The 15,554-nt window shown below is 58.8% G+C and carries 16 protein-coding genes; 6 read left to right on the plus strand and 10 right to left on the minus strand.

Annotation, left to right across the window (positions count from 1 at the left end; all coding sequences use genetic code 11):
* Positions 1 to 4 precede the first annotated feature (4 nt).
* A complete protein-coding gene (locus ACR0AG_RS01970) occupies positions 5 to 1,012 on the plus strand; it encodes an ABC transporter permease (protein ID WP_170375080.1) in 1,008 nt (335 codons plus the stop codon).
* Entirely contained in the window at positions 1,005 to 1,985 is a 981-nt protein-coding gene (locus ACR0AG_RS01975; RefSeq protein ID WP_480835916.1) for an ABC transporter permease, read from the plus strand. Before ACR0AG_RS01970 ends, ACR0AG_RS01975 begins: the two co-directional genes overlap by 8 nt.
* 59 nt (positions 1,986 to 2,044) lie before the next feature.
* Here ACR0AG_RS01975 and ACR0AG_RS01980 read toward each other — a convergent pair whose 3' ends face one another.
* Genes ACR0AG_RS01980 through ACR0AG_RS02000 form a run of 5 tightly spaced genes read right to left on the minus strand, consistent with a single transcriptional unit; the run spans position 2,045 to position 6,899 of the window.
* Positions 2,045 to 3,508, minus strand: a complete 1,464-nt coding sequence (locus ACR0AG_RS01980) for an aldehyde dehydrogenase (protein ID WP_480835918.1) — start codon at positions 3,506 to 3,508, stop codon at positions 2,045 to 2,047.
* 13 nt (positions 3,509 to 3,521) lie between these two features.
* Positions 3,522 to 4,559, minus strand: a complete 1,038-nt coding sequence (locus ACR0AG_RS01985) for an LLM class flavin-dependent oxidoreductase (protein WP_480835920.1) — start codon at positions 4,557 to 4,559, stop codon at positions 3,522 to 3,524.
* Between the two features lie 6 nt (positions 4,560 to 4,565).
* Complete coding sequence (locus ACR0AG_RS01990) at positions 4,566 to 5,501, minus strand: flavin reductase (RefSeq protein ID WP_480835922.1); 936 nt, start codon at positions 5,499 to 5,501, stop codon at positions 4,566 to 4,568.
* On the minus strand, positions 5,498 to 6,325 hold the full coding sequence (locus ACR0AG_RS01995; RefSeq protein ID WP_480835925.1) for an alpha/beta fold hydrolase: 828 nt from the start codon (positions 6,323 to 6,325) through the stop codon (positions 5,498 to 5,500). Before ACR0AG_RS01995 ends, ACR0AG_RS01990 begins: the two co-directional genes overlap by 4 nt.
* Positions 6,297 to 6,899: an amino acid synthesis family protein gene (locus tag ACR0AG_RS02000; RefSeq protein WP_480836864.1), complete on the minus strand. Its 603-nt coding sequence runs from the start codon at positions 6,897 to 6,899 to the stop codon at positions 6,297 to 6,299. Before ACR0AG_RS02000 ends, ACR0AG_RS01995 begins: the two co-directional genes overlap by 29 nt.
* Positions 6,900 to 7,001: 102 nt before the next feature.
* On the opposite strand from ACR0AG_RS02000, the gene ACR0AG_RS02005 reads away from it, so the two are divergent.
* From ACR0AG_RS02005 to ACR0AG_RS02020, 4 genes are all read left to right on the plus strand, one after another.
* The gene (locus ACR0AG_RS02005; RefSeq protein WP_480835927.1) at positions 7,002 to 7,682 is read left to right on the plus strand and encodes a GntR family transcriptional regulator; all 681 of its coding nucleotides are present in this window, start codon (positions 7,002 to 7,004) and stop codon (positions 7,680 to 7,682) included.
* Between the two features lie 95 nt (positions 7,683 to 7,777).
* Positions 7,778 to 8,341 carry a GbsR/MarR family transcriptional regulator gene (locus ACR0AG_RS02010; protein WP_480835928.1) on the plus strand — a complete coding sequence of 188 codons (564 nt, stop codon included), beginning with the start codon at positions 7,778 to 7,780 and terminating at the stop codon, positions 8,339 to 8,341.
* A 41-nt stretch (positions 8,342 to 8,382) separates the two neighbouring features.
* Positions 8,383 to 9,084, plus strand: coding sequence for a DUF4166 domain-containing protein (locus tag ACR0AG_RS02015; RefSeq protein ID WP_480835929.1), 702 nt, complete (start codon positions 8,383 to 8,385; stop codon positions 9,082 to 9,084).
* A complete protein-coding gene (locus tag ACR0AG_RS02020; protein ID WP_480835931.1) occupies positions 9,081 to 10,208 on the plus strand; it encodes a saccharopine dehydrogenase family protein in 1,128 nt (375 codons plus the stop codon). The genes ACR0AG_RS02015 and ACR0AG_RS02020 overlap by 4 nt, the downstream gene beginning before the upstream one ends.
* Here the strand turns inward: ACR0AG_RS02020 and ACR0AG_RS02025 are convergent.
* The 5 genes from ACR0AG_RS02025 to ACR0AG_RS02045 form a co-directional block, all read right to left on the minus strand.
* The gene (locus ACR0AG_RS02025) at positions 10,187 to 11,665 is read right to left on the minus strand and encodes a hypothetical protein (RefSeq protein ID WP_480835933.1); all 1,479 of its coding nucleotides are present in this window, start codon (positions 11,663 to 11,665) and stop codon (positions 10,187 to 10,189) included. The two genes, ACR0AG_RS02020 and ACR0AG_RS02025, sit on opposite strands and share 22 nt — an antisense overlap.
* Positions 11,666 to 11,670: 5 nt before the next feature.
* A complete protein-coding gene (locus ACR0AG_RS02030; protein ID WP_480835935.1) occupies positions 11,671 to 13,041 on the minus strand; it encodes an amino acid permease in 1,371 nt (456 codons plus the stop codon).
* Positions 13,042 to 13,207: 166 nt separating this feature from the next.
* Positions 13,208 to 14,230, minus strand: a complete 1,023-nt coding sequence (locus ACR0AG_RS02035; RefSeq protein WP_480835937.1) for an adenylate/guanylate cyclase domain-containing protein — start codon at positions 14,228 to 14,230, stop codon at positions 13,208 to 13,210.
* Positions 14,231 to 14,233: 3 nt separating this feature from the next.
* Positions 14,234 to 14,593, minus strand: coding sequence for a group I truncated hemoglobin (locus ACR0AG_RS02040; RefSeq protein ID WP_480835938.1), 360 nt, complete (start codon positions 14,591 to 14,593; stop codon positions 14,234 to 14,236).
* Between the two features lie 107 nt (positions 14,594 to 14,700).
* On the minus strand, positions 14,701 to 15,531 hold the full coding sequence (locus tag ACR0AG_RS02045; protein ID WP_480835940.1) for a class I SAM-dependent methyltransferase: 831 nt from the start codon (positions 15,529 to 15,531) through the stop codon (positions 14,701 to 14,703).
* Between the last annotated feature and the right edge of the window lie 23 nt (positions 15,532 to 15,554).

The raw sequence follows: 15,554 nt of genomic DNA on the forward strand, positions 1-15,554 counted from the left end.
CTTAATGCTCAATTTTACAATCAGACGACTGGTGTTGGCTGTTCCAACCCTGCTGTTCATCAGCCTCGTCATCTTCCTGCTCCTCGAACTCGCACCCGGCGATCCGATGGCGCAGGTTCCGCTCACCGTTCCACCCGAAGTCAAAGAGAAGATGCGCGAGGCGCTCGGCCTCGGTCAGCCGATGCATATCCGCTTCTGGAAATGGATCGTGCAGTTCTTCTGGATCGAGCCTCAGGTTCTGATCGACCACATGTTTGGCACCACCTTCTCCGAAGGTGACCTGCGTGTGATTTCGTGGCAGACCCGCTCGCCCGTCATGGACATCGTGGTTCAGCGTATCCCGCAGACCTTGTGGGTTGTCGGCACCGCCTATGTGGTCGCCATCCTGATCGCGCTGCCCATCGGCATCTATTCCGCCTATCGCCAGTATTCCTGGTTCGACCAGATGGGCACGTTCGTGTCGATGGTCGGCTTTTCGGTTCCGCCGTTTTTCTCCGGCGTGCTGGTGATCGTGATCTTCTCGGTCCAATTGGGTTGGTTCCCGTCGATCTATGACACCACCCATGTGGTCAACAGTTGGGACAGCTTTGTCGTGCAGCTCAAGCAGATGATTATGCCTGTCATGGTCCTTGCGCTGCAGATCACGGCGCAGCTTTCCCGCTTCATGCGCGCCTCGATGCTGGACAACCTCAATCAGGATTACGTCCGCACCGCCCGCGCCAAGGGCCTCAGCGAGTACACGGTTGTCATGGTCCACGTCCTGCGCAACTCGATGATCCCGGTTGTGACCGTGATTGCGCTGGGTATTCCGGCCATTTTCGGCGGAGCCATTATCACTGAGCAGGTGTTTAAGGTGAACGGCATCGGCCAGCTGCTGATCGGGGCCATTCAGGCCAACGACCTGCCGATGGTACAAACCCTGACCTTCATCTTTGCCGTACTGATCGTGCTGTTCAACCTGATCGCAGACGTCCTGTATGGCATTCTGGACCCGAGGATTCGCTATGACTGATCAAAATCAATCAGACACGCTGATCCCAGACGAAGGGCTGGCACCTGCATCTACTGCATTGCCAACATCGGGCGTGATGGACGACCTCGCCACCCCGCCACGCAGCCAGTGGCGGGACGTGTGGGACCAGTTCAAAACCCACAAAGGCGCGATGATCGGGGCGATCCTGTTCATCTTCATCGTGGCGGCGGTTTATCTCGGCCCGTTCCTGTGGACCATCGACCCGACCCAGATCGACATCCGCTCGCGCAATCAGGGGCCCAGCCTCGCGCACCCGTTTGGAACCGATCAGTTGGGCCGTGATATCCTGGCACGGATGATGTCCGGGGGTCAGACCTCGGTGTCCGTTGGCATCACCGCTATGCTGCTGGCGCTGTTCCTGGGGTCCTTCATCGGTGTGGTCGCCGGGTTCTTCAAACGGCTCGATGGGCCGTTGATGCGCCTGACCGATCTGTTCCTGGCGCTGCCGCTGCTGCCCTTGCTGCTGGTCATGATGCTGCTGTTCCGCGAGCCTTTGTCGGCTGCCTTCGGGTTGGAGCGCGGGATTTTCATCCTGATCGTCTGCGCCATCGGCATCACGTCGTGGATGCCTACCGCGCGGATCGTGCGGGGGGACGTGCTGGCCATCAAGGAACGCGAGTTCGTTCTGGCCGCCCGGTCAATCGGCACCAGCAACAGCCAGATCATCACGCGGCATATCCTGCCCAATGTGCTGTCGCCGATCATGGTGTCGGCCACGCTGGGCATCGCCACGGCGATCATCACTGAAAGCGCCTTGTCCTTTCTGGGCCTCGGCTTCCCGCCGGATTTCCCGACATGGGGACGGTTGCTGTTTGACGGTGTCGATTACCTGCAGCAATACCCCGAGCGTGTGTTCTGGCCGGGGCTGGCGATTTCGTTGACCGTGCTCAGCGTCAACTATCTCGGTGACGGGCTACGCGACGCGCTGGATCCGCGCATTCGCGGTCGCTGAACAAGCTTTGCCGGTGCGCCAACGCGCGCCGGCTGTTTTGCTCGCCGGTGCCTATGTCCCTACCGCATGACAAACGGATCCGGTATCGGATCGTCGCTTGTGCGCAACCAGACCGATTTGATTTTGGTGTAATCCAGCGCCGCTTGCAGGCCGCCTTCGCGCCCGTGACCTGACAGTCCATGCCCGCCGAACGGGGCGATGGGGCTGACGGCGCGATAGGTGTTGATCCAAACGATCCCCGCGCGGATTTGGCGGGTCATGCGGTGGGCGCGGGTCAGGTTCTGAGTGAATAGCCCCGCGGCCAACCCAAACTGCGTGTTGTTGGCTGTGGCAACGGCCTCGGCTTCGGTGTCGAATGCAACAACTGACAGAACCGGACCGAAAAACTCATGCGTCAGGCTATCCGCATTCGGGGCGTCGGAACAATCCAGAATGGTCGGAGGAAAATAGAACCCCGCGCCGTCAATCGGCTCCCCTCCGGTGACCAGCCTCGCCCCTTGCGCGACAGAGCGTTGGATCAGATCCACAGCGTGATCTCGCTGGGCCAGCGTGCACAGCGGACCGATCTCGGTGGCCATGTCATCGGGCGCGCCGATGACAACCGCTTCTGCTTTCTCTTTCAGCCGCGCAAGGAATTCAACCTTGATCGAACGCTGCACCACCAGCCGCGACCCTGCCACACAGCTTTGCCCCGTTGCCGCAAAAATCCCCGAAACCTGCGCATTGACCGCGCTGTCGATATCAGCGTCGTCAAACACGATGAACGGAGATTTCCCGCCCAGTTCCAAAGAGGTCGAAGCCAGGTTTTCGGCCGAGTTTCGCACGATATGCCGCGCGGTCTCGGGCCCACCAGTAAACGCGACATGGGCCACTTTTGGATGGCTGGTCAACGTCGCGCCGACCACCGGCCCGCCAGTGATGACGTTCAGCACGCCTTTCGGGAAACCGGCCTGATCGAAGATGCGCGCGAACTCCAGCATCGGGGCCGGACCTGCTTCCGAGGCTTTCAGCACAACGGTACACCCCGCAGCAAGCGCCGGGCCGATTTTGACAGCCGATAGAAATAGTTGTGAATTCCACGGCACAATCGCGGCCACAACACCGATGGGTTCGCGGCGTAGCCACACCTCCATATCGGGCTTGTCGATCGGCAGATGGGCCCCTTCGATCTTGTCCGCCAGCCCGGCGTAATAGCGGTAATACTCGGCTACATAAGCGATCTGGGCCGAGGTTTCGCGAATGATCTTGCCGGTATCCCGCGTCTCCAACTCGGCCAGACGCGGGGCGTTTTCGGCGATCAGATCGGCCAAACGATACAGCAGTTTGCCCCGCGCTGACGCGGTCATTCCTGCCCATTCCGGTAAAAAAAACGCCTGCTCAGCCGCATCAACGGCCTGATCGACGTCCTGGGCATCCGCGTCGGGCATCCGGGCCCAAACCTGCCCGGTCGCCGGGTCCAGACTGTCAAACTGTGCCGCGCCGTCCCGGAATGTGCCGCCGATATAGTGCTGAAACTGCTCCATCTACGCCATTCCCTTACTGAAACGCCGGCATGACGTCTTTGATGAACCGCTCAAGCGAGGCTTTCTTGCGCTCGAACGGCATGCTGGAATCGATCCAGAACGAATACTCGTCATATCCGAGCGCCTCACATGTTTTGAGGCGATCAATGACGGTGTTGGCGGTTCCAATCACCAGATCGCGTTCCATGTTCTCTGGCGTGTAGAACGGATGCGCGGCAATATCCTCATCGCTCAGCGGATCGATCAGCCCTTGGGTGATCTCGCGTTTGTTCATGAACCAGGCGCCGAAATAGCAGTAAAACCGGTTCAGCTCGACCGCAGCCTGTTTCACATCCGCCTCATCCTCGGCCACATAGGTGTGGCGCAACAGCATGATTTTCGGACGCTCAATATCCGGATGCTTCTCACAAGCGGCCTTGAACTTGACCATCAGGTCCTCGACCTCATCATCGCCGTTCCACAGCGGTGTCACCTGCACATTGCAGCCGTTCGCAACCGCAAACTCATGGCTGTTGGGATCGCGCGCCGCCACCCAGATCGGAGGGCCGCCCGGCTGCATCGGTTTCGGCGACGAGGTGGTTTTGGGGAACGAGTGAAATTCACCATCCTGCGCATAATCACCAGCCCACAGGTTTTGCACCGCGGGCACAAGCTCTCGCATGCGCTGGCCCGCTTCCCACGCGTCCATGCCCGGCACAAGGCGTTCATATTCGAAACTGTAAGCACCGCGCGCGATGCCCAGATCAAGACGACCGTCGGTGATCATGTCGGTCATCGCCGCCTCACCGGCCAGACGGATCGGATGCCAAAACGGCGCGACGATCGTTCCGGTGCCGAGACGCACGTTTTTGGTATGGCGAGCCACGTCGATCAGGTTCAGAAACGGATTCGGCGCGATGGTGAAGTTCATCCCATGATGCTCACCCGTCCAAACCGCGTGCATACCGCCATCATCCGCGATTTTGCACAATTGGATGAACTCATCATACAACTGCTTCTGGTCCTGATCCTCAGAGATCCGTTCCATATGCGCAAAGAGTGAGAACTTCATGCCCTGTTAACTCCCCATGGTAAGCGGCTTAACCTCGCCACTCAACTCATTGCCGTAATATACCCCAAAGTTCCCGATCTGGCTTTCGGCTGCGAACCGTTCCAGCATCGTGCAGATCGCCGGGTCTGATACGTCCATCAAGGTGGACGGGGCGATTTCGGTGAAAACACCCTTTTCCGGGTCGCCGCTATCCGCCTGACACAGGAATGAGATATGCTGGTGCTTGCGCGCTTCGTCCTGGAAAACGGAATAGATAAACCCGGGCTCGGCATGGATGCCGCTGTCGCTGATCAACCGGGCCAAAGCCGCATTTGCACCGCCGGCGACGTCATCCGTGTTTGGAATTGTAAGATGACCGTTGCCGTCATCCTGTAGCAGGATCTTGCCGTCGCGCTCGATCAGGGCGGATACCACCATATCCGTGCGCTTGCTCAGCGCCTCGGCCTCGGCCGCCGGGGTTACATAAGCCCCACGGGCATAGCCCAAACCCGGCGCGATACCCTGATCAAAGGCTTTGACCTCGCCAATCAGGATCAGGTGATCGCCCGCCTCAACGGTCTTGTGCATGGCGCAGTCGAACCAGGCGGTCACACCCTCCAGAATGGGTGAGCCATGGGGGCCCGTCTGCCAGTCAACGGTGGCGAACCGATCCTCAACCGGACGGGCAAAGGTGTTTGAGACCTCGACCTGCGCCTCGGACAGGATATTGACCGCGAATTTCGGCGTGTTGGCAAAGATTTCAAAATTGCTGGACGTGTTGGCGAGGCAGACCAGTACCAAAGGCGGGTCCAACGAAACGGAGGAGAAGGAATTTGCCGTAAAGCCCAGCGGCTGGCCCACCTCATCGTGGGACGTCACAACCGTCACACCGGTCATGAAAGTTCCAAACGCATTGCGCAGGGCGCGCGGGTTCTTGAGGGTATCGGGATCAAAATCGGTCATGTCAGTTCACCCTGTTCAGACGGCATACTCAGCCATTCTGCCAAAGCAGCGTTCACCTGCGTTGGCGCAGTGAGGTTCACCATATGCCTGTGATCGTCGACGATGACAGCCCGACCCAGCGGTGCAGCCTCGGCCATGGCCTGCGACATCTGCGGGGTCGAATTCGGATCATCCCGCCCGGTCAGCGCCAAGAGCGGGCATGTGATCTTGGTAAACCCATCCGCATACACCGCATCACCGTGCGCAAACGCGCGGTACGCGGTTGCGTAGCCATCGATATCCACCTGCGACAACCAACCGGCCACGTTATCCTGGGCCGCTTTGTCACTTGGGCTGTCTCCGAACCAGCGGCGCAGGGGTGTGTCCAGATCGAAAGAACCGGTTCCGATAAGCGCGGACCGTTCGATCACCGACGCCCTGGCCGCCTTGTCCCGACGGAACACGCCATTCAACAAGGCCACACGTGCGACGCGGTTCGGGTGGCACACCGCGAACCCCCCGGCGATCAATGCCCCCATGGAATGACCCACAAGGCTGACGCGCGCCAGCCCACGCGCAGCCAGTACCGCCAGTAGCCAGTCCAGAAAAACGGGCAGGTCCGAGCCGGAAGGGATCGGGTCACTGTTTCCATGCCCGGGCATATCCAACGCGATGACATGGCGCGTTTTCGACAGCTCCTCGATCTGCGGTTTCCAGGCCGCGGACTGCATGCCGACCCCATGGATCAGCACCACAGGCACGGATTTCCCGGCATGGGAAACTCCGGCTTCGCGGAACGAGACCTGCCCGAAAGGGTCAGACAGCTGCAGGGTTGTCAACGTCATGACCCAGTTCCTTGAGGTCCTGATACCGGTCGCCAATACGGTGATGCGGACGCCCCCCGATCGATGCCCCCAACGCGATCATGATCTCATCCGGTGCTGGCGCGTCCGCCACCTGCAATTGAATGGTCAGATAGTGGCTGCGACGACCCCCATCGTTCTTGTCCATCAGCGGGATCTGCATGGACGCGTTCGCCGGGCCGCGCGTGTTGGTAAAGGCCAGATAGGATTTCGCGCCCACGGCCTCGCGGTAGAAATTGCCAAAGCGCAGCGTGTGGATCAGGGCCGAGCCGTGCTCAACCTCTCCATTCACGCCCACAATGGCCGCTTTGCCATAGCCTTCGACCTTGTCGCCACCGCCCGCAGCGTCAAGGATCATGTCGGTCAGCATTGATCCCAGTCCCGGAGCGCAATCTTGGATGGCGGGCTTCAGGTCTTCGACAAACCCCTGCCCGGCCCACGGGTTTCGGATCACCGCTACCGCTGCAATCATCCTCAACGGAACCTCGGCGGCTTTGCCCCCTTCGATCAGGGTATTTTCAACGTGCAGCAGGGTTTTGCGGATTTCGGCAGGCATGATCTTGTCCTTACGATTCGACACTTGGTAATTTGGTATACCATCATACGAGCTGTCAATCATACCTTGTGAGAATTTACGCAAGCGGGTAAGTTCGCTCTCATGAGCGCTCCAAAACTCACAAAGATAGATCACCCCCCCTCGACGCTTCGGGATATCGTTCAGGATCGCATGCGCGACGCGATCATCGAGGGTGTATTTGAGCCCGGCCAACGGCTGGTCGAACGCCCGCTTTGTGATCAGCTGGGCGTCAGCAGAACCGTGATCCGCGAGACGATCCGTTATCTTGAGGCCGAAGGTCTGGTTGAAATCCTTCCCGGTCGCGGCCCGATCGTGGCGGTCATGAGCTGGGAAGACGCGCGCCAGATCTACGATATCCGCCGCATGTTAGAAACCGCCGCTGCCGAAAATTGCGCCCGCAAAATCACCCCGGAACGCGCGCGGTCCCTCAAAAAAGCGTTGAAGCGGCTGAAAAAAGGGTTCTCAGACCAGACACCCGGATCGCTGTTCCGCGCCACCGCAGATTTTTATTCCGAGATTTTTGACGGGGCGGGTCATCACATCGCCTGGGAAATCGTCCAGCGCCTAAATGGCAGAATCAGCCGTTTGCGGATGATGACACTTTCAACCACAGACCGCATCCGCCCCGGCATCGCGCATATGGAACAGATTTGCGAAGCCATCGTCTCAGGAAAACCCGGCGCCGCCCGGGCAGCTGTCGAAGCCCACTTGGACGACACCACCGCCATAGCAGACCGGCTTCTGGCAGCTGAAGAAAGCTGACGCCTGGATCCTTCGGGCTGCTTTTTTTCACCCACACATCCTTCGCGATCAAGATAAAGCTTGACCTTCTTCATGTATTACCTGATATTTCTGTCATGACAGAAACTATTGACATAACGAAATCCGACGCCGCAAGCCAATTCATTCTCTATTGGGGCGACATGGGCAACCAATGGGGCGTCAATCGCTCGGTGGCACAGATACATGCGCTTCTCTACCTCAGTTCGGCGCCGCTCAATGCTGAACAGATCGCGGAATCGCTGGGTATTGCGCGGTCCAATGTGTCCAATTCGCTCAAAGAGCTGGTAAGCTGGCGGCTCATTCGCCGCATACCGGTCCCGGGGGACCGTCGTGAACATTACGAGGCCGAAGTGGATGTCTGGGAAATGGGGATCCGCATTGCCCAGGGGCGCAAAGAGCGTGAGATTGATCCGGCGACACAAGCGCTGCGGGCTTGTGTGACGCAGGCTGAAACCGAAAGCGGGCTGGACCCCATCGCTCTGCAACGCATGCAGGACATGCAGGAGTTCCTGGCAACAGCCGACACCTGGTTTCGCGACATGCTGACGGTGCCCCGCCCCAAGCTGGTGATGTTGATGAAGATGGGGACCAAGGTCGTTTCACTGCTCAATTTCGCAGGGGGCAAAAAGAGCAGCTAAAAAATTTGCCTCACTATTTCTCTCTTAACGGAAAAAACAGAATGCTCGTAAATCATAGAAAATCCTTCCCGCCCGGGATCAAACCCGATCACAGCCGGGCTGATCCGGCCAGTGGCCATGACAACCGGTTCAGGAAACTGCTGGGTGCCACCGCCTGGGCCAGATTGCCTAAGGCTATACAACGCCGTTTCAGCAAGAGATTGCTGGGCGGGGCCAGTCTTGCCTATCAGGGGCGCGTGACAGAGATGCGGATGAACCCGGTCGGGCGTGCGCTGGCCTTTGCATTGCGTGTCGTCGGGGCACCCCTGCCTTTTGACCTGACCTCGGTGGGTCGGTCCGCTGTTGTCACGGTCACCGAAGATGCGGCAACGGACGGGCAGTTCTGGATTCGGCAATATGGCCGGGCCGCAGGATTTCCGCAGATGGTCGGCAGCTCCAAGCGGTTTGCAGGACCCACCGGATTGGAAGAATATATCGGGTTCGGCATCGGCATTTCGCTCAGGCTCAAAGGAACTGCGAGTGGCCTTTATTTTGTCAGCGACCGTTATTTCCTGAAATTCGGCCGACGCCGCCTGCCTTTGCCCGCGTGGGCCAGCCCCGGCGACCTTATCGCGGGTCACGAGGAACTTGGCGACGGAACGTTCCGGTTCACCCTGGAATTGGCGCATCCTCTGTTTGGAGAACTGATCTGGCAGAATGCAACCTTCCACGACGCCGAAATCATCGGGAACACGCCGTCATGAACATCGTGATAATTGGCGGATATGGCGTTTTCGGTTCGCTGACAGCCCGCTTGCTGGCGCGGGACGGGCACAGGCTTTGGCTGGCAGGACGTCACCCTGAAAAGGGCCGCACTCTGGCACGGAACCTCGGGGCGCAAACACTGAAACTCGACATCCACGCAACGCCAGAGGTGCTGTTCGACGTCAAACCGGACGTTGTGATCGATGCGGCTGGCCCGTTCCAGCAGTATGGCGACGATCCTTACAGGATCCCAAATCTCTGCATTGCCCATGGCTGCCACTATCTCGACCTGTCGGACAGCGCCGCTTTCACCAAAGGTATCGCGGCCTTGAATGCCAAGGCGAAAGCCGCAGGTGTTTACGTTTTGTCCGGGGCGTCCAGCGTGCCTGGCCTGTCCTCTTGCATCGTTGAGGACCTGATCCAAACTTTGGACGCGGTCGACCTGATCGATATCGCGATCCTGCCGGGTAATCGGGCCCCCAGGGGTATGTCGGTGATCAAAAGCATCGTAAGCGGGGTCGGGAAACCCTATCAGGTGTGGCGCAACGGCGCGTGGCAGGCCATGACCGGTTGGTCGGATCGGAAAATCTATGAGCTTGAACCGGGGCTGGTTCGTACCGCCTACAGCGTCGATGTGCCCGACATCGCGTTGCTGCCCGCAAAAACAGGCGCAAAAAGCGTCATGTTTCGCGCGGGGCTTGAACTTTCCTTGATGAATTGGGCACTTAGTCAATTGGCGCGGCTCAGGCAGTACGGGCGCTTTGAAGTGCCACCTGTCGGGTATTCTGCGCTCCACCTCCTCTCGAACGCCCTTTATCCCTTTGGGACGGATCGCGGCGGCATGCAGGTCAGCGTCGCAGGGCAGCAAGACGGGCGCGGTGTAACCCGGACATGGAAACTGATCGCTGAAAAGGGTGACGGTCCCTTTGTGCCGGGCGTGATTTGCCGGTCGATCCTTCGCGACCACAATACGATAGATCCGGGCGCGCGACCCTGCCTGGCGGTTTTGCCCAGGGCATCGGTCGAACGCGCAATGGCGGATCTGGAAATCCGCACCAATTGCACCGAACGGGTTGATCAGAGGGCTTTTGCCCCGGATTCCTATTCCAACAAAGCCGCCTGAGATAGCCGCATACGCTCCTCCCCCTGGATCGCGTCCACAAGCTCAAGGTCGTTCAAATCGACAATCCGGTGCTGCCAGCAACAGTATGAGGATAGGTCGGTGACAACAAAAGCGGCCTCGAATTTGTCGCGCCCCGAAAACGCCGCGCTGGACAGGAGCAATGAGAAAAGCAGCAGCCCCCTGTCCACGTCGTCCCCGGTCTGGAAAACGATCACCTCATCGGGCAGCGCGATCCTGTCTCTGTCGCCCAAAACAGCCCCGGTGCCCGCGATGTTCGCGACGACGTCCAGTGCATCGTCCAGCGACGCGACATCTGCCGCCGCTTCACGCAGCTTCGGGCCGTGCAGTGCCGCCGCAAGATAGCCGCCAGGAAAGGCAACCTGCAAATCTCTCATGCAATAGAACGCCTGATCGAAAACCGACAGCCCGCGACCTGCGGCCAGGTTCGACAAAACCGCGCGGGCCTCAGCCGCGCTTGTCAGCTGATCCAAACACCTCAAATCGTCGGGGCCCACGCGGTCGGGCAGATAGGAAATCCCGGCCTCAATCGCGTTTTGCAGCGGCTCAAGAATGCAACCGAAAAAGGCACGGCTTTCGGTCAGAAACCCTTGGAATGCCGCCTTGGGTATCGACCATTCGCGGTTGACCAGAAACAGGGTTCCCAACGGCGAGACAACCCGGTCCAGAAACGGCAAGCGACGCGAAAACTCAGCGTCCGGGGTGGTGACCGCGGGATCGGCACATAGTCTTTGCCAGGCCGCGTGGTCGAAATATTCAGGTTTGCCGTTACACCAGAACCGAGCGCCATCCTTGCGCAGGAAGGTCGTGTAATGTGCAGGTGTTCCCAGCAGGAAGATGTCCCCGAAAGAAACCCCATGCAGGATATTGGCCAATGTCGCCACAAGTGTCGCTTCGTCGGCGCAGATGGTGACACCCATGGGCTTGTGTTTCTTTTGACCCAAAAGCCGCCGCATCGCCCGCAACCCATCGATGGTCGAGTAGTTGAAGATCGGAAATCTGTCCTGCTCCAGTACCGGAAAGATATCCAGATCCGGCGTCAGCAATCCCTGCTCGCCCCGCCGTTTGAAATGCCGTGTGATCACATCCAGCGCATAATCCACGCCCTCTGCACCCAGCCTTTGGCGTATAGATGGCAGATCGGTCACGCCGACCTTCTTTGCCGTGCTCATCGGGTAATCATGGGTGAAGTGGTGATTCACATAAGCCAGCATTTCCAATGTGATATGCGCTTGCTGCAGTTCCACTTCGTCGGGATATCTGGCCCGCGCCCGCGCAAGTACCTTGTCCTTTAGCTGCCAGAGCGTCGGGCTCATCAGATTGGCCAGCATCAGGACGGTCAGCAGTTGTGGATCGATGGCGGCCTCGAACAGCGCCGGGTTGGCCGCGCGCGACAATGTCTCGATCCGGGGCGACGGGGTCAGGGGGGTGTCACGCACGCCGGTCATTCCTGGGCCGGGTCAGATTGGAACAAACGATTCACAACAAAGATCGGTATCCCGGCAAGCAACAGCAGAAAACTCCACATAACGGCCTCGGCCCCGGCGCCATAGATGGTCAGCAGGGAATACAGAAACGCCGTGCCCGCCACAGGCAGATAGGTCCAGGGGTTGAGAAATCCGATCCGTCGGCCCAGTGACACAAGGATCAGCCCCTCGACGCAGCAGCAGAACAGATAACTGACCATGTCGGTCACAATCGAAAGGTCGATCAGATATTCGTACACCCCCAGCAACGAGCTGGACGCCAAAGATTTGAACAACAACAGCGCCACCGACAGGCCCATCGAAATCACGATACCTTTTGCGGGCACGCCCCTGCGATTAAGGACACAGAACCAACGCGGGAACAGCCCGTGACGCGCAGCGGCAAGCGGAACCTGCGCCATCAGCAGGGTCCAACCGTTCAACGCCGCGATTGAGGACAAGACCGCCGCCACCGCGATCACATATCCAGCCCAGTCGCCCCACATCACGCTCGCCGCTTGTGAAAACGGCGCGTTTGACTGCGCCAGCGCATCCCGGTCAATCACGCCCATGACGGTCAGGGTGCCAAAGGTGTAGATGACCGCCGCCAACAGCGTTCCGGTCACGGTTGCAAACGCAATCGTACGGCGTGGGTCTTTGACATCTCCTGCCGGAACGGTTGCGGATTCGACGCCGGTGAAGGCGAACATGATGAACGGCGCGGTGCCCGCCAACGCCATGAAAAATGACATCGGTGTCGGATTCAGCGGCGTGAAATGCCCCCAATCCACCCAAAACAGGCCCACAAGGGAAACGGCCAGAAAGGGGATCAGCTTGACCGCGACGATGACCAGCTGAAACACGCCCACGGTTTCCGCCCCGCGTAAATTCAGCAGGCCCACGCCGATCATCATGGCCAGTGCAACACTGGTCGTGCCGCCGGGTATGTTGCTGAGATCAGGAAAGAAATAGAGGATATAGTCCGTTGCCCCCAGCGCGATAGCCGGCATGGCAACCCAAACTGCAATCCAGTACCCCCAGGCTACTAGGAAACCGGCGAAATCTCCGAACCCTAGGCGAGTATAAGCATAAGGGCCGCCGGTTTCCGGCGCCACACGGCTGAGGCGAGCAAAAACCAGCCCAAGGCACAGCGCGCCCACCGACATCACGATCCAGCCCACGATCGCCACGCCCCCGAACGAGGCCAGGGCGGTCGGAGCCAGGAAAAAGCCGGACCCGATGATGTTTCCCACCACCAGCGCGGTGCATGTCCACGGGCCCAGAACGCCGCCTGTCTTTGACGGCGCCGCTGCTTCGGCACGATCGGCTGACGCTGAACCTTGTGACACGCAATCCTCTTGCATAAGGGCCACCGCCGAAGGCGCCGTGGGAATGGCGCTGACGACACTCGACCCGAGACCGGTTTTGCTGTCACGCTACCCAGTTCCGGAGATGCCGCAAAGTGCGAATTCTCGTTTTCCGCTAAACGCTCATTTCAATCTATCCTGTGCAGGTTCAGCCCTTGTCCAAAAGCGTCCAAAGCTCTTGCTGCCCGAACCCTCGGATGGGTTTTGCGCCAATTTCCTGCACGTCGAATTGATCGCGCAGGACAAGCGCAACCTCATCCTGCACGGTGATCTGCATCGGCTCGGAAAACTCCTGCAGGCGTGAGGCCAGATTTACCGCCGGGCCGAAGATGTCATAGACATATTTCTGGATCCCGACGACCGACCCGACAACCGACCCGGAGGCCAGCCCGATCCGGCACCGCCACTGATGCGGATGGCTCAGGTTGCGCCGGTTCAGGTACCGCACGAACCGAATAGCTGTGTTGGCAATCGCCTTGGCATGATCCGGGGTCGGGTCCGGCAGACCGGCTACGGTGATATAGGCATCGCCGATGGTCTTGATCCGCTCGCATCCGAATTGTTCGCCGATCCGGTCAAAAGCGCTGTAGATGTCGTTCAGCTCGGTCACTGTGACGCTTGGGTCCTGCGAGGCGACCATCTCGGTGAACCCGACAAAATCCAGCATCAAGACGGATACCGGATCATAAAGCTGCGGCGTGACCACCCCGAAGGTCTTGTATTCCTCGTAAACGGAACGCGGCATCAGATTGAGAAGCAGTTTTTCCACCTGCTCTTTTTCGCGCTTCAGCTCGCGCGTGTTGCGTTCGACCATCATCGAATAGGAATCGATCATCGATTCCAGTTCTTTCATGCGGGTGATGTTTTGGCAGACCAGAACAAGCACATCGTCATGCGCAACCGTGCAATCCAGAGCGATCACCAGGGTTCGGCGCTTTTTCTTGAAACTGATCTCGGACGTGAAACGGCCCTTGTCCGCCAGGCTTTGCTGGACCGCGGGCATATCGAGATCAGGAAACAGATGCTGCAAGTGATCAGAGGGATCGGTCCCGCTGAACCAGTCATCAAACGTGTCATTGCGGAACCCAAACTGAAGGGTCTCTCGATCCAAAAGGGCCACCCCGACACCAATGGCGCGGAGCAGCTGTTCGTTGATGGCTTCGATGGTCATGGTTTACCTAACAATCAGGGGACGGCGTTTTCCAAATTCTGCCACAACAATGGCGATGTCCTCTTGTGCCACGTTGTGATGTTCCAGCGCATCCTGCAGCACCATCTCCAACTCGTCAAAATGGGCGTTCGAAATGTCCAGATGCGCATGCAGCCGGCGCAGTTGTTCATCGGTGTAAGAGGCCGGACCACCCAGCAGCGACGCAACAAATTTGGTCTGGTGATCGACCATCTTGGTCATGTCCACATCGTCAAAGAAGGGCCCGACCTCATCATTGTCCAAAAGGTTATTGTAGAAGGAAATCACGATCTTGCTGACCTGCGAAAACCCGCCATATTTTTCAAAAAGTGTACGCCCGGCCATTGGAAAACCCCTTTTCTCACCCAAAAATCAATAAAACGCGCCGAAAACACCGGCATTTGGCCTCTCACCGCACCAAAATCCAAGCACGGTGAGAGGGTCGTCATATGTCAGCGTCGCTGAACGATCACTTCGGCATATTCGGACGAGATGCACAGCGACTCGTTGGTCGAAATGTCGAACTTAGCGATCAGTGCCATGATATCGCTCTGCAGCGCGGCCTGACCGTCGGTATCCAGCGCGTCAAAGGCCTTTTGCATGGGGCCATAGAAAGTGCGGAAGTACTCCAGGAAATGCTCAGCCGATCTGTAGCGGAACATGAAGTTCTTGCGCCGGAACGACACCATCTCGCACTTGCCGCCAAAGGTCTCGGCCAGCCAGTTCTGATTGCCCCACAGAGCGGGTGAATTCACACCGGCCGGTGGCGGCACATGTTTTCCGATGGTCTTGAACAGCAGACCGATAAAGCTTTCGGGCGTCCAGTTCGCCATGCCGATCTTACCGCCGGATCGCACAACACGCTGAAGCTCGGACGCGGATTGCTGCTGGTTGGGCGTGAACATCACCCCAAAGGTCGAAACCACCGCATCAAACGACTGATCCGCAAACGGCAGGTTTTCCGCATCCGCCACCTTGTAGGTGACAAATAGCCCCTCGGCCTCGGCGCGCTGACTGCTGGCCTGCAACAGCGCCTCGACATAGTCCGTCGAGGTCACGTCGCAGAACCGCCGCGCGAAGGCCAGCGTGGCATTGCCGTTTCCGGCGGCAACATCCAGCACCTTGGCGCTTGGCGTCATGTCCATGGCTTCAGCCAGTTCTTCGCCGGTGATTTGCAGGGTCACGCCAACCTTGCTGTAGTCGCCTGATCCCCAGGCCACGTTCTGCTTGGCTTTGATCGCCGTGAAATCTGGTGACGTATCGATAGAAGTTTGAAGTCCCATGATCTGATCCTCTTGGTTTTGCC

It is taken from the genome of Ruegeria sp. H6 (assembly GCF_056532975.1).